The organism is Sphingomonas abietis, from assembly GCF_027625475.1.
GTDB classification, from domain to species: Bacteria; Pseudomonadota; Alphaproteobacteria; order Sphingomonadales; family Sphingomonadaceae; genus Solisphingomonas; species Solisphingomonas abietis.
In genome coordinates this window covers 1568547-1582595 of sequence record NZ_CP115174.1, presented here as the reverse complement: position 1 = coordinate 1582595, position 14049 = coordinate 1568547, and the positions used below count along the sequence as shown (strand labels likewise).

At 67.8% G+C, this 14049-nt stretch carries 12 protein-coding genes and 1 riboswitch; of the genes, 5 read left to right on the top strand and 7 right to left on the bottom strand.

Features of this window, described 5'->3' with window-relative positions:
• Positions 1 to 2 precede the first annotated feature (2 nt).
• Together PBT88_RS07770 and metE are read left to right on the top strand one after the other, a co-directional pair.
• Complete coding sequence (locus PBT88_RS07770; protein ID WP_270078626.1) at positions 3 to 308, top strand: hypothetical protein; 306 nt, start codon at positions 3 to 5, stop codon at positions 306 to 308.
• A 102-nt stretch (positions 309 to 410) separates the two neighbouring features.
• A riboswitch (cobalamin riboswitch) is annotated at positions 411 to 628 on the top strand.
• Positions 629 to 889: 261 nt separating this feature from the next.
• A complete protein-coding gene (gene metE / locus PBT88_RS07765) occupies positions 890 to 3220 on the top strand; it encodes a 5-methyltetrahydropteroyltriglutamate--homocysteine S-methyltransferase (protein ID WP_270078625.1) in 2331 nt (776 codons plus the stop codon).
• Positions 3221 to 3305: 85 nt separating this feature from the next.
• Here the strand turns inward: metE and PBT88_RS07760 are convergent, their stop codons facing one another.
• The 7 genes from PBT88_RS07760 to mutL form a co-directional block, all read right to left on the bottom strand.
• A complete protein-coding gene (locus tag PBT88_RS07760; RefSeq protein ID WP_270078624.1) occupies positions 3306 to 4397 on the bottom strand; it encodes a fatty acid desaturase family protein in 1092 nt (363 codons plus the stop codon).
• Between the two features lie 93 nt (positions 4398 to 4490).
• The gene (locus PBT88_RS07755) at positions 4491 to 5912 is read right to left on the bottom strand and encodes a cytochrome c (RefSeq protein ID WP_270078623.1); all 1422 of its coding nucleotides are present in this window, start codon (positions 5910 to 5912) and stop codon (positions 4491 to 4493) included.
• Between the two features lie 5 nt (positions 5913 to 5917).
• The gene (locus PBT88_RS07750; RefSeq protein ID WP_270078622.1) at positions 5918 to 7507 is read right to left on the bottom strand and encodes a GMC family oxidoreductase; all 1590 of its coding nucleotides are present in this window, start codon (positions 7505 to 7507) and stop codon (positions 5918 to 5920) included.
• A gap of 1 nt (position 7508) precedes the next feature.
• On the bottom strand, positions 7509 to 8138 hold the full coding sequence (locus PBT88_RS07745; protein ID WP_270078621.1) for a sugar dehydrogenase complex small subunit: 630 nt from the start codon (positions 8136 to 8138) through the stop codon (positions 7509 to 7511).
• 126 nt (positions 8139 to 8264) lie between these two features.
• Positions 8265 to 9179, bottom strand: a complete 915-nt coding sequence (locus PBT88_RS07740) for a LysR family transcriptional regulator (protein ID WP_270078620.1) — start codon at positions 9177 to 9179, stop codon at positions 8265 to 8267.
• 117 nt (positions 9180 to 9296) lie between these two features.
• Positions 9297 to 9593: a DMT family transporter gene (locus PBT88_RS07735; RefSeq protein WP_270079202.1), complete on the bottom strand. Its 297-nt coding sequence runs from the start codon at positions 9591 to 9593 to the stop codon at positions 9297 to 9299.
• A gap of 48 nt (positions 9594 to 9641) precedes the next feature.
• Positions 9642 to 11417, bottom strand: coding sequence for a DNA mismatch repair endonuclease MutL (gene mutL / locus PBT88_RS07730; RefSeq protein ID WP_270078619.1), 1776 nt, complete (start codon positions 11415 to 11417; stop codon positions 9642 to 9644).
• Between the two features lie 151 nt (positions 11418 to 11568).
• On the opposite strand from mutL, the gene PBT88_RS07725 reads away from it, so the two are divergent.
• From PBT88_RS07725 to mreD, 3 genes are read left to right on the top strand one after another with little or no spacing between them, the layout of a single operon-like run.
• Complete coding sequence (locus PBT88_RS07725) at positions 11569 to 12609, top strand: rod shape-determining protein (protein WP_270078618.1); 1041 nt, start codon at positions 11569 to 11571, stop codon at positions 12607 to 12609.
• A gap of 16 nt (positions 12610 to 12625) precedes the next feature.
• On the top strand, positions 12626 to 13513 hold the full coding sequence (gene mreC, locus PBT88_RS07720) for a rod shape-determining protein MreC (RefSeq protein WP_270078617.1): 888 nt from the start codon (positions 12626 to 12628) through the stop codon (positions 13511 to 13513).
• Positions 13513 to 14049 carry a rod shape-determining protein MreD gene (gene mreD, locus PBT88_RS07715; protein ID WP_270078616.1) on the top strand — a complete coding sequence of 179 codons (537 nt, stop codon included), beginning with the start codon at positions 13513 to 13515 and terminating at the stop codon, positions 14047 to 14049. Before mreC ends, mreD begins: the two co-directional genes overlap by 1 nt.

The following is a 14049-nucleotide window of genomic DNA, read 5'->3' as shown; positions in this document are numbered from 1 at the left end:
TCATGACCATCCGCTCTTCCGTGCTGATCCTGCTCGCCGGCATCACGCTCCTCGCGGGCTGCCACAAGACTCCTGAAGCACCACCCGAAAACCAGACCACGGAGCCGGCTGCGCCGCCGCCGCCCCTCCCGGTCGCGCCTGCGCCCGAGCCCGTGGTCGCACCGCCCAAGCCGGTGGTCGCCAAGCCCAAGCCCGCCCCCGAACCGACGGCGGATCAGCAGATGAGCGATGATGCCGATGCGGTGGGCATGACATCGCGCACCTCGTCAGCCGCCAATGACGCGAACGCAGCCGGTAACAGCCAATAGGCCACAGGGGACGCTTTCGGCCCCACGCAACGCAATCCTCATCGGGATATGAAGACATAAGGATGTCTTTATATCCCGATTGACAGCCACGCCGCGCCGGTGTCTAACCCGTCGCGTCGAGGTTCCCCGCTCCAGCGATGGCGGCGGGGCTAAGACGGGAAGCCGGTGGCGCCTTCGGGCGGAATCCGGCGCTGCCCCCGCAACTGTAAGCGGTGAGCGGCGGCCCCTTATCGTGTCACTGGCGGATCCGTCCGCCGGGAAGACCGGGGCCGGCGTGTTGACCCGCGAGCCAGGAGACCTGCCTCGTCGCGATAACGTTCCTCGGACGGGGGTGCCTCCGGTGGATCGCGCGACCAGCGCCTGGCGTCGTGCCTTCGCACGCGTCGACGATATCGCGCGATGTCCGCTCGGCCTTCCGCCCTCATTGTGGTGCAAGGCCGATGCTGATCCCTCTCCCCTTCTACCCGATCCGAATGCGCAGGCGCGTCGCGTCGGCCTGACGCGGCGCGCCCGCGCCCCCTCTCACCATCCGTCACGACCACAACGGCAGGCCGATCCTGGTTTGCCGAAGGAGAAGAATCATGTCCGTTCTCGTTTCCAATCTCGGCTTTCCGCGCATCGGCGCCCGCCGTGAACTGAAGACCGCCGTCGAGGCCTATTGGGCCGGCAAGACCGACAAGGCCGCCCTGCTCGATACCGCGCGCAGCCTGCGCGCCGCCACCTGGGAGCGACAGGCGGCGCTCGGCCTCGACATCATGCCCTCCGGCGATTTCTCCTTCTACGATCAGGTGCTGGATGCCAGCGTGATGGTCGGCGCGATCCCCGCCCTCTATCGCGCGCTGGGCACCGCGGATTCGCTGGAAATCTATTTCGCGATGGCCCGCGGCCTCCAGACCGGGACGCAGGACGAGGCAGGCTGCGCCCATAGCCATGGTGGCGCCGCCGCCGACGTTCCCGCGCAGGAAATGACCAAGTGGTTCGACACCAACTATCACTACATGGTGCCGGAGGTGACGCCGAACCAGTCGTTCCAGCTCAGCTCGACCAAGGCGGTCGACGAGTTCCGGGAGGCCAAGGCGCTCGGCCATCACACCCGCCCCGTGATCCTTGGCCCGGTCACCTTCCTGCTGCTCGCCAAGTCCAAGCAGCCGGGCTTCGATCCGCTGACGCTGCTGCCGGCGATCCTGCCCGTCTATGTCGATCTGCTCCGCAAGCTGCAGAATGAAGGCGCCGACTGGGTGCAGATCGACGAGCCGGCGCTCGTCCTCGATCTCGACGATCGCCAGCGCGCGGCCTTTGCCACCGCCTATGATCGCTTCGCCAACGAACTGACCGGCCTCAAGCTGATGCTGGCCACCTATTTCGGCGCGCTCGGCGACAATCTCGCCGCCACGCTGGCCCTGCCGGTCGCCGGCCTGCACGTCGATCTCGTCCGCGCGCCCGAACAGCTGGATGCCGTACTCGCCGGTGCGCGCGAAGACCTGCTGCTGTCATTGGGCGTGATCGATGGCCGCAACATCTGGAAGGCCGACCTCTCCGCCCTGCTCGACCGGCTCGAGCCGATCGCCAAGGCGCGGCGCAAGCTGCTGATCGCGCCCTCCTGCTCGCTGCTCCACACCCCGATCGATCTCGCGCTGGAAACCAAGCTCGATCCGCAGGTGAAGGACTGGCTCGCCTTCGCCGTGCAGAAGATCGAGGAATTGGCGCTGCTCGCCAAGGCGCTGAACGAGGGCCGCGGCGCCGTCGCCTACATGCTGGCCGCCAATCGCGCGTCGATCCACGCACGCCGGACGTCGCCGCTGACCAACGATCCGGCCGTCCGCGCCCGCCTCGCCACGGTCAATATCGACTGGACGCGACGCGCGGCGCCGTTCGCCGAGCGCATCCGCCAGCAGCAGGCGATCCTCGCCCTGCCGCCGCTGCCGACCACCACGATCGGCTCCTTCCCGCAGACCGCCGAGGTGCGGAAGGCCCGCGCCGCTTTTGGCAAGGGCGAGTTGGACGAGGCCGGCTATACGCGCTTCCTGCGCGAGGAAACCGAACGCGCGATCCGCTGGCAGGAGGAGATCGGCATCGACGTGCTCGTCCATGGCGAGTTCGAGCGCAACGACATGGTGCAATATTTCGGCGAGCAGCTGGCCGGCTTCGCCTTCACCAAGGCGGCCTGGGTGCAGAGCTATGGTTCGCGCTGCGTCCGCCCGCCGATCATCTATGGCGATGTCGCGCGCCCCACGCCGATCACGGTCGACTGGTGGGCCTATGCGCAGAGCCTCACCGACCGGCCGATGAAGGGGATGCTCACCGGGCCGGTGACGATCCTGCAATGGTCGTTCGTGCGCGACGACCAGCCGCGCTCGCAGACCTGCCGCCAGATCGCGCTCGCGATCCGCGACGAGGTGGTCGATCTCGAAGCCGCCGGCGCCAGGATCATCCAGATCGACGAGGCGGCGCTTCGCGAAGGCCTGCCGCTGCGCCGCGCCGAATGGGCGCATTATCTCGACTGGGCGGTGGAATGCTTCCGCATCACCGCCTCCGGCGTGGCGTCGCAGACCCAGATCCACACCCATATGTGCTATTCGGAGTTCAACGACATCATTGCCGCCATCGGGGCGATGGATGCGGACGTCATCTCGATCGAGACGGCGCGCTCCAAGATGGAGTTGCTGGAGGCCTTCGCCACCTACGCCTATCCGAACGAGATCGGGCCGGGCGTGTACGACATCCATTCGCCCCGCATTCCGGCGGCGGCGGAGATGGAAGAGCTGCTGATCAAGGCCGGCCAGCGGCTCGCGGCCGGGCAGCTCTGGGTCAATCCCGATTGCGGGCTCAAGACCCGCAAGTGGGAGGATGTGAAGCCGGCGCTCGTCAACATGGTCGAAGCCGCCAGGGCCGCGCGCGCCGCGCTCGCCTGACCCGATGAAGAGAAGGCGGCGATGCCCCCGCATCGCCGCCTTCTTCAGCCCGCCTTTCCCAGCCCGCCTCAGCGAATTCTCCGCCTCAGCGGCGCCCCATCGTGCTCCGGCCGATGCGGACCATCAGCTCCAGCGCGCCGCCATAATTGGTCTTGTGATAGGAGGATGTCTCACCCAGTTCCGCCGCGATGCGGCGATGGGCTTCGCCGAGCGCATGATAAGGCAGCGACGGCAGCAGATGGTGCAGCGCGTGGTAACGCAGGCCGACCGGCGCCCACAAGGCCGGCAACAGCCCCGGCGGCGGGACGTTGACCGAATCCAGATATTGCGCGGTGACGCTCATCTGCTCGCCCTCATTGTCCCACAGATGCGCGACCAATGTGCGGACCTGGTTGAGCAGCGCCACCGCCGACCCGATGCCCAGCGCGATCAGCAGGCCGCGCAGCGGGATGATGCCGGTCGCCACCATCGCCACCACCGCCAGGCTCCATGCCGACGTCGCGGCATCCAGCCAGGTGAACAGCCGGCGCTGCTCGGCATCGGGCAGCCGGCGGCGGAAGGCAGGATTGATCGACAGCGACGAATAGCGCTCGATCACCACGCGGCGCAGCGGCGGGATCAGCCACGACAAGGGGGAGAGGATCGCGAACCGGATCAGCAGCCCGATCGGCGCCAGCAGCGAGATCAGGATGAACACCGGCAACGACCAGGGCTTCATCCGCGCCAGCGGCAGATATTCGGGATCGGCCACCGTGCCGTAGCGCGTCTTGACGTGATGGAGATTGTGGACGCCTTCATACATGAAGGAAGGCGTCAGCAGCGGGATCCCGGCGATCAGGTTCCAGCCCAGCCGGAAGCCGGGCAGCGTCGAATGCTTGATGTGGCTCACCTCGTGGATGAACAGCAGCGCGCGGTACAGCGCCAGCACCGACAGGATGCCGGCGACGATCGCCACGGCGACCGACGAGGCCGTCACCGCGACCGCGAACAGGCCATAGCCGATCACCGCCGAGGCGAGCAGGTCGCCCCAATAGACCAGCGGCCGGGGCGCGATCAGATCGCGGGTGAGCAGCGCCGATGCCCGCAACATCGCGACATCCTCGGCAGCGCCCGTTCTGGCGGGGCGGGGGGCAGCCGCGACGGGGGCGGCAGCGGCAGGGATAAAGGGCGTATCCATGCCGCTTCCTTGGCCTCCGATCATGGCGACAGCGTGGCATTCCCTGGGCCGCCTTCGGGCCGGCGACGGCCCCCCGTCCAAAGCCGCCCGGCCTCAGGCGACCTGGCGGCGACGGGGCCGGCGCAGGCCGAGATAGGCGATCGCCACCAGCACCAGCGCCCCCAGGCCGAACAGCCACGGCATCAGCGTGAGCAGCAGCGGCTTGCCGCCACCATGGCGCGCGTCCGCCACCATCGCCGCCGTCACCTTGCGATCCGGCCGCCCGAAAGTGGCGAGGACATGGTTGGCCACCGCCGCGACCTGATCGTCGTTCATCTGGGTAGCGAAACGCGGCATGAAGGAATGGCTGTCCGCGCCTTCGCGATCGACGCCGTTGAGGATCGTCATCACCAGATTGGCGGGATTGGCCGCCCCGGTCGTGCTGCTGCCGAGCAACGGCGGGTAGAAGCCGTCCTTCGTGCCCTTGCCGTCCAGCCCGTGGCAGGACGCGCAGCCATTCGCATAGAGTAGCGCACCATCCGTGGTGTCGCTCTTGGCCAGCGCCGCCTGATCGTGGCTGTCGCCGGTCTCATAGGCGGACAGCGGCACCGGGCGGACCTGCGTCCAGGCGAAGGCCGGCTTGGTCTCGGCCGGATCGCGCACCGGCTTCGACGCCTTGAGATAGGCCGCGATCGCGGCCAGATCGGGCTGGGTCAGATAGCGCAGCGAATTCTCGACCGCCTCGCCCATGCCGCCCGCCGCAACACCCTTGCCCGTGACATGGCCGTTGCGGAGATAATCGACGATCTCGGGCTGGCTCCAGCCGCCGACGCCGCTGATCGGATCGGAGGTGATGTTCGGCGCATGCCAGCCGGCGACATCCGCGCCGGACAGCGCCTTCGCGCTTTCCTCGGCCATCAGCAGGTTGCGCGGCGTATGGCAGGAGCCGCAATGGCCCAGCGTCTCGACCAGATACTGGCCACGCTGCGCCTGTGGATCGAGCCCGCTGGCCGCGGTGAACGGCTTGTTGGATCGGAACAGCCAGTTCCACGGTGCCATGATCACGCGCAGGTTGAACGGAAAGGGCAGATGCGTCTTCGGCGTGACGGTATCGACCGGCTGCACGCCCTGCATGAAATAGGCGTAGAGCGCGTGCATGTCGGCATCGCTGATGCCCTGATAATCGGTGTAGGGCATCGCCGGATAGAGCTTGCCGCCATCCGGCCGCTCGCCCTTGCGCATCGCGCGATCGAAATCGGCGAAGCTCCACTGGCCGATGCCGGCGGTCTTCGACGGCGTGATGTTCGGCGCGATGATGTTGCCCATCGGCGAGGCGATGGCATAGCCGCCGACATAGGGCTTGCCGTCGGCCAGCTCGGCGCGATGGCAGGCGGCGCAATCCGCCGCCTTGGCGAGATAGGCGCCGCGCGCGACGAGCCCGGCATCGCCCGAGGGGGCTGCGGTCTGTGCCAGAAGCGGGGGAGTCGAGAACAGGGTCGCCGATACGGCGGCGGCAGCGGCGAGGAGGATACGCATCGGCCTCAGACCTCCTTCGCGATGATGTCGGCCATGCGGATCGCCAGTGCGACGCCGGTCAGCGTGGGATTGATGACGCCGGACGCGGGGATCACGCCGGTGGTGGCCAGGAACAGGTTGGGATGGTCATGGGTGCGGCAGTCGCCGTCCACCACCGAATCCTTCGGGTCCGAGCCCATGATGACGGTGCCCATCAGATGGTCGCGGTTCTGGAAGCCTTCGCTGATCTCGACCAGCGTGCCGTTCATCCCCTTCACGAAGGTATGGAAATCGGCCTCCGCGATCGGGCGCGCGGCCTTCACATAATCGTCGACGTCGTAATGGACGGTCAGCGTCGGGATGCCGAGCGCATCGCGCTTGGTGCTGTGCGCCTGCACGCGGTTGGTCGCATGGGGCAGCATTTCGAAGGTGGTCGAGAAATCGACCCAGTGCGAAGCGTCCTCACGGATGCGGCGGTCCAGCTCGGGGCCGAGCACGCCCTGCTTGATCAGCCGGGCAGCGACGGCCGGGTTCGCCACATTGTTGGCGATCGAGTGCTTCACCGCGGCATAGTCACGGCGATGCTCGCCATCGCGGCGATTGAAGATGCCGCCCTGCTGAACCGCGCCGCGCCCCGGCCAGACGGGCTCGTCGGCGAGGAACTGCATGCCGATGCCGCTATGATCCATCAGGTTGCGGCCGACCTGGTCGGACGAATTGGCGACGTCCGAGATCAGCAACAGCTTGGGGGTCTCCAGCCCGTGCGCGGCGACGATCACGTAGCGCGAGGTCAGCCGGACGTCCTCGCCCTTGGAGGTGCGGTAGTGGACCGCGGCGATCTTGCCGCCCTCGCCCTTCTCCAGCTTGTAGGCGGTCGCATCGGTCAGCAGCTTGGCGCCGGCCTTTTCGGCATGATCGGCGTGGAAGATGCCGGAATACATCGCGCCGATCGGGCAGGCCGGCATGCAATTATTGTTGCCGGCGCAGGCCGGGCGGCCGTCATAGGGCTTGGTGACGCGGGCGTTGGGTTCATGCACGAAATGGAAGCCGAGCGGCGACAGCCGGGCCTCCAGCCGCTGGAACATGTAGGTCTTGCCCTCCGCGGGCAGCGGATAGGGCTTGGAGCGCGGCGGCGAGGCCGGGCCGTTCTGGCCGCTCTGATCCTGCGCGTCGACGCCGACGACGCCCAGCGCCTCTTCGGCACGCTGGTAGAAGGGTTCGAGATCGTCATAGCTGATCGGCCAGTCGCGGCCGACGCCGTAGGTCGATTTGAGCTTCATGTCGGTGGGCAGATAGCGCCATGCCGCCGCCGCCCAGTGCCAGGTCGTGCCGCCCACCAACTTGAGCATGCCGGGGCGGAAATTGAACGAGCCGGTATTCTCCAGATAATCATTATCGTAGGAGGTGTGTGCCCAGGGCAGATCTGGATAGGGCGCGTTAAAATCGCTGCGACGCGAGGAATTGCGCGTGTTCTGCACGATTTTCCAGCGCGGGATGCGGAGGCCCGCCTCCAGGATGATGACCGATTTCCCGGCCTTCGCCAGTTCGTAGGCGGCGTTGGACCCGAGCGCGCCGGAACCGACGACGATCACATCCGCATCATAAGTCTCGGCCATGTTATGCCTTCTGCGGGGAATGGGAGGCAGGCGTTGAGCCCTGCCACTGGGAAACGCTGGCAGCGCCCTTCGGCGTCGGCGTGCCTTCCGGCGGATCGATCCAGAAATCGGTTCCGCCGCGGGAATAAGTGGGGATGACCGTGGCATCGATCGTCGGGCGCCACATCAGCGCACCGGCGAAGGTGACGAAGCCGGTATCGTCCTTGACCGAGTGATCGACGAAGGTGCCGGTATAGCCCAGATAGAAGGCCGAGACGATCGTCGTCGCGGTCTTGAACAGGTCGGCATCCTTGGCGAGCGGCGAGGCCATATATTCCGCCATGTTCCTCAACCCGGCGCCGTGGACGGCCGCGTTCAGCCTGCCGACCGCCTGCGGGAAGCCCGCATCGAGCGCCACCAGCTGGGACCATGCCCGTGCGATCGCCGCCTCGTCGGACAGCGCCGACCCGGTGACGAAACGGCTCGTTTCGAGGAAAGCGGCGGGCGGCGCGCCGGAACCGGGATCGGCCAGCAGGGCTTCCACCCCGATACCGCTGCCTGCGAGGAACGCAGTCGTGCCGATTCCGAGGAGGAGATCGCGTCGTTTCAACGACGCGAGGGGCCGCCAATGGCGGACGCCGGTCAATTGCATGAATATCGTCCTGTTTGCTGACGCTTAAGGGTTGGCCGCAGATAGGCGTCGCTTTGCCGTATTGGCCAGCATTCTGCCCTTGCCGTTTCGCGAAGCCTGAATTCGCGCAATCGGAAGGATAGGCCTTCAGGCACCGTCGATGATCGGATGAAGCCGTATCTCATTGCGTAACTCCTCCTGAAGGAAATCCACGAACGCCCGGATGCGCGCCGGTTGATGATGGCGCGAGGCGAACACCGCCTGGATCGGCATCGACGGCGGCACCCATCCGGGCAGCACCTCGACCAGCCGGCCGGTCGCGAGATCCTCGCGGGCATCCCAGATCGATTTGAGCGCGATTCCGGCTCCGCCGAGGCAGGCCGCCTGCGCCGCCACCCCGTCATTGGCGAGCAGGGTCCAGCCGACATCGACGCTGACCTTGCGGGCGCCGCGCTGGAACCTCCATTCCGTCACCGGCGGATCGCCCAGCACGATGCAGCGATGCTTCGCCAGATCCTGCGGCACCGCGGGCGTGCCGTGGCGCGCGAGATAATCCGGCGAACTGACCAGAACCCGGCGATCGGACACGAGGGTGCGCGACACCAGATCCGAATCCGGCAGCACCGCCTGCCGGATCGCGACATCGACATTGTCCTGCACGATATCCAGCATCCGGTCGGTCGACAGCAGCTGGATACGCAGATCCGGATTGCGCGCCATGAACCGGCCGAGGCGCGGCGCGATCTGCCCCGACGCGAAGGCGATGGTTGCCGTCACCCGCAATATGCCGGCCGCCTCGGTGCTGCGCGATTGCAGGGCCGCCTCCGCCTCCTCCACCCGCGCCAGGATATCGCGCGCCCGTGGCAGGAGTTCGGCCCCGTCGTTGGTCAGGCTGGTGCGGCGCGACGAGCGGTTGACCAGCCGGACATTCAGCGCCGCCTCCAGCCGGACCAGCCGCTTGGACACGACGGTGAGCGACATGCCCAGATCCCGCGCCGCCGCCGAAAGGCTCCCCGCCGCCGCGATGCGCACGAAAACGGCAAGGTCTTCCAAATAGGTCATGATCGACGGTGGTAGCGCGTGTCGCTCGCGCCGCAAAGCCCGCGGGATCATCGGAAAATGCTTTCCGCGGTGGACTTTACGGGAAGCACGTCGCGGGCCGCCTGCCCACGAACGCGATCAGTGCCCCGCCGTCCTGGAAAACAGGTTCATCACGAGCACCCCTGCGATGATCAGCGCCATGCCGCCCAGCGCCGCCATGTCGAGCCTCTGCCCCTGCACGATCCAGGCGATCGCCGCGATCAGGATGATCCCGACGCCCGACCAGATCGCATAGGCGATCCCCGTCGGGATCTCGCGCAACGTGAGCGACAGGCAGTAGAAGGCGACCGCATAGCCCAGCGCCATGACGAGCGTCGGCACCAGCCTGGTGAAGCCTTGGGATTGCTTGAGGCACGTCGTCGCCACGACCTCCATCACGATCGCGATGGCCAGATAGAGATAACTCAAAGGGGATATCCGATCCTATTTCCGCCCGAACAGCTTCTCGATATCGCCATGGCCGAGCTTCACCCAGGTCGGGCGGCCATGGTTGCACTGGCCGGAATGCGGGGTGATCTCCATCTCGCGGAGCAGCGCGTTCATCTCGGCAACCGAGAGAATCCGGCCGGCGCGCACCGATCCGTGGCAGGCCATCGTGCCGGCCACCGCATCCAGTTTCTCGCGCAGACTCAGCGCCTCGTCATAGGCCGCGATCTCGTCGGCGAGATCGGTGACGAGCCCGCGCACATCGGTGCGGCCGAGCATCGCCGGCACCGCGCGGACCAGCATCGCGCGCGGCCCGAAACGATCCAGTTCGAGACCCATCGCGGCGAGTTCCTCCAGCCGCGCCTCCAGCCGGTCGCACCCGCTCTCGTCCAGTTCGACCACCTCGGGCAGCAGCAGGCTCTGCGACGCCACCCCGCCGTCCGCCATCGCCCGGCGCATCCGTTCGAGGACGAGGCGTTCGTGCGCGGCATGCTGGTCGACCAGCACCAGGCCATCCTCCGCTTCGGCGACGATATAGGTCGCGGCGACCTGCCCGCGGGCGATGCCGAGCGGATGCTCGATCGCCGCCGGCGGGGCCGCGACCGCCATCTCGGCACGCCCCTGCGGCGCCGGCGCCGAGGCCGCCGGAAAGGCGAAGGACGGCCGCGAATCCCAGACATTATATTGGCGATCGGCAACCGCAAGCGGCGGCCGATCTTCGAGCACGACGCCCACCGGCTCGGCCTGCCAGTGGCCGAGCGCATCGGCGGACGGCCGCTGGACGCTGCGGTGGCCGGCGGCATCGAGCGCGGCGCGCAGCCCGCCGACGATCAGCCCGCGCACCAGCGAGGGCTCGCGGAAGCGCACCTCGGTCTTGGCGGGGTGGACGTTGACGTCGACCTCGCTGCCCGGCAGCGTCACGAACAGCGCCACCACCGGATGGCGATCCTTCGCCAGCATCTCCTGATAGGCGCCGCGCACCGCGCCGACCAGCAGCCGGTCGCGCACCGGGCGGCCGTTGACGAACAGATATTGATGATCGGCGACGCCGCGGTTGAAGGTCGGCAGGCCGGCCACGCCCTCCAGCCGCACCTCGCCACGGACATGATCGAGCACCACGCTGTTGCCGGCCAGTTCGCGATCGGTGAGCGCCGCGACCCGTTCGGGCTCGCTCTCGCCCGGCGGCACCGAGAGGATGCGACGCCCGTCATGCTCCAGCGTGAAGCCGATCTCCGGCCGCGCCATCGCGAGCCGCTTCACGACATCGACGCAGGCGGCATATTCGGAGCGGGCCGAGCGCAGGAACTTGCGCCGCGCCGGCACGCGCTCGAACAGGGCCTCCATCTTCACCCGCGTGCCCGGCGGCAGCGCCGCCGGCCCCTCGCCCGCCACGACACCATTGTCGACGATTCGCCGCCAGCCATCGTGGCCGCGCACCCGGCTTTCGATGGTGAGCCGCGCGACGGACGCGATCGAGGGCAGCGCCTCACCCCGAAAACCGAGCGTTTCAACCGCTTCGATGGCGTCGTCGGGCAGCTTGGAGGTGGCGTGCCGTTCCAGCGCCAGCGCCATCTCGGCCGGCGTCATGCCGCAGCCGTCGTCGACCACCTCGACCGACGCCAGACCGCCCTCGCCCAGCGCCACCGCGATGCGCGTGGCGCCTGCGTCGATGGCGTTTTCGACCAGTTCCTTCAACGCGCTGGCCGGTCGTTCGACCACCTCGCCCGCTGCGATACGATTGACCAGATGTTCGGGGAGGCGGCGTATTGACATGGCACAACTCCTAGCCCAAGCGACGGGCTTCCGCGACCACTTGCGATCAGAGGTTTTCAACCGCTTTTCGGGGGCGGTGGGCGCGGCGTATCCGAATGACCTGCGGACCGAGGGGCGGTCGGCGACCTTATTGGCGAGAGCGGACTAGGGCATGCTGTTTAGTCGTTTCTTCAAGTTCATGTCGCATGACATGGCGATCGATCTCGGAACCGCCAACACGTTGGTGTATCTGCGGGGTCGTGGCATCGTCCTCAACGAACCCTCGGTGGTGGCGATCGAAACCATCAACGGCGTCAAGAAGGTGCGCGCGGTCGGCGTCGATGCCAAGCTGATGATGGGCAAGACGCCGGGCAGCATCGAGGCGATCCGTCCGCTCCGTGACGGCGTCATCGCCGACATCGACGTCGCCGAGCAGATGATCAAGCACTTCATCCACAAGGTCCATGGGCAGCGCCGCTTCCCGCGCTGGCCCGAGATCGTGATCTGCGTGCCGTCGGGATCGACCTCGGTCGAGCGCCGCGCGATCCGCGACGCCGCGTCCAACGCCGGCGCCAGCCAGGTCTTCCTGATCGAGGAGCCGATGGCGGCCGCGATCGGCGCCGACATGCCGGTCACCGAGCCGGTCGGCTCGATGGTCGTCGACATCGGCGGCGGCACCACCGAAGTCGCGGTGCTGTCGCTGCGCGGGCTCGCCTACACCACCTCGGTGCGCGTCGGCGGCGACAAGATGGACGAGGCGATCATGTCCTATGTCCGCCGCAACCATAACCTGCTGATCGGCGAGGCCACGGCCGAGCGGATCAAGAAGGAGGTTGGCATCGCCAAGATGCCGGCGGACGGCATCGGCGAGACGATCCACATCAAGGGCCGCGACCTCGTCAACGGCGTGCCCAAGGAGATCACGATCAACCAGGGCCAGATCGCCGATGCGCTGGCCGAGCCGGTCGGCACGATCGTCGAGGGCGTGCGGATGGCGCTGGAAAACACTGCGCCCGAACTCGCCGCCGACATCGTCGACCAGGGCATCGTGCTGACCGGCGGCGGTGCTCTCCTCCAGGGCATCGACGAGGTGCTGCGCGACGAGACCGGCCTGCCCGTCACCATCGCGGACGATCCGCTCACCTGCGTCGCGCTGGGCACCGGCCGCGCGCTGGAAGAGCCGATCTACCGCGGCGTGCTCCTGACGGCGTAGAAGAGGACCGGGCGCAATGAAGGCGCCGACCCGCAATCGCCGGCCGGGTTTCTCGCGGCGCGCGCAATATGGGCTGTTCCTGTCCTATGTCGTGGCGGTGACGGGGATCCTCGTCGGCCTCGGCCTGATCGTCGTCGCCCATGTCGATCCGCAGGGCTTCGGCGCGATCCGGGGCACGGCGATGGACGTGACGACGCCGATATCGAGCGCCGGCCGCGGCGTCGTGCGCGGCGCCGGCAATGTCGTGGATGGCGTCGGCGCCTATTTCTTCGCGGCGTCACGCAATGCCGCCATGGCCCGCGAGCTCGATGCCGATCGCCGCGACCTGGTGCGCGCCCGCATCCTCGCGCTGGAGAATGAGCGACTGCGGCGGATGTTGAAGCTGGTCGACAACCGGCCTGCGTCGGTGGCGGTGGCGCGCATCGTCGGCTCGACCGGGGTGAGCAGCCGTCGCTTCGCCACGCTCAACGCCGGTTCGGTGCAGGGCGTTCGCCCCGGCCAGCCGGTGCGATCGCCGGAGGGGTTGATCGGCCATGTCACCGATGCCGGCGCCTTCGCCTCGCGCGTGCTGCTGATCACCGACAATAGCAGCGTGGTGCCGGTGCGTCTTGCCCGTGGCGGGGCGCCGGCGCTCGCCGCGGGGCGCGGCGACGGTGGGATCGAAATCCGCCCGCTCGGTGCCGGCGGCAATCCGTTCAACCGTGGCGACATCGTGCTGACGTCTGGCACCGGCGGGCTCTATCCGCCGGACGTGCCCGTCGCCGTCATTCTCCGCAAGGAAGGCGACATCGCCGTCGCCTGGCCGCTCGCCAATCCGAGCCAGCTCGATTACGCCGTGGTGGAACAACCCTTCGCGGGCCTGCCCCCGCCCGTGCCGGCGGCCCCCGCTCCTGCGAAACGCTGATGGCGCGCCACACCAGTTCCGCGCCGCCCACCCGCGCGATCGAGATGCGTGCGCTGCTGGTGCCGATCATCTCGACGCTGCTCGGCTCGGCGACATCGCTGCTGCCGACCGTCGCGCTCTCACCCACCTGGCCGCCCTTCGGGCTGCTGATGCTGCTGGCATGGCGGCTGCTGCGCCCGGAAATATGGGCGATATGGGTCGGGTTGCCGCTCGGCCTTGCGGATGACCTGCTGACCGGGCAGACGCTGGGAACAGGGATGGTGACATGGACGGCGTGCCTTCTGGTCGCCGATCTGGTCGAAGTGAGGCTGCTCTGGCGCGATTATTGGCAGGAATGGATTCTCGGCGCGATCGCGATCACGCTCGCGATCCTGGGCGCGTGGGCGATCGCCGGCTGGACGGGCGGCGCGGCGCCGCTCAGGCTGATGCTACCCCAGATTCTGACCTCGATCCTGTGCTTCCCGGCGATCGGGCGGCTATGTGCGATGCTCGATCGCTGGCGGCTGGCGATCGGCAAGATCCGCGCCCCGGATTAA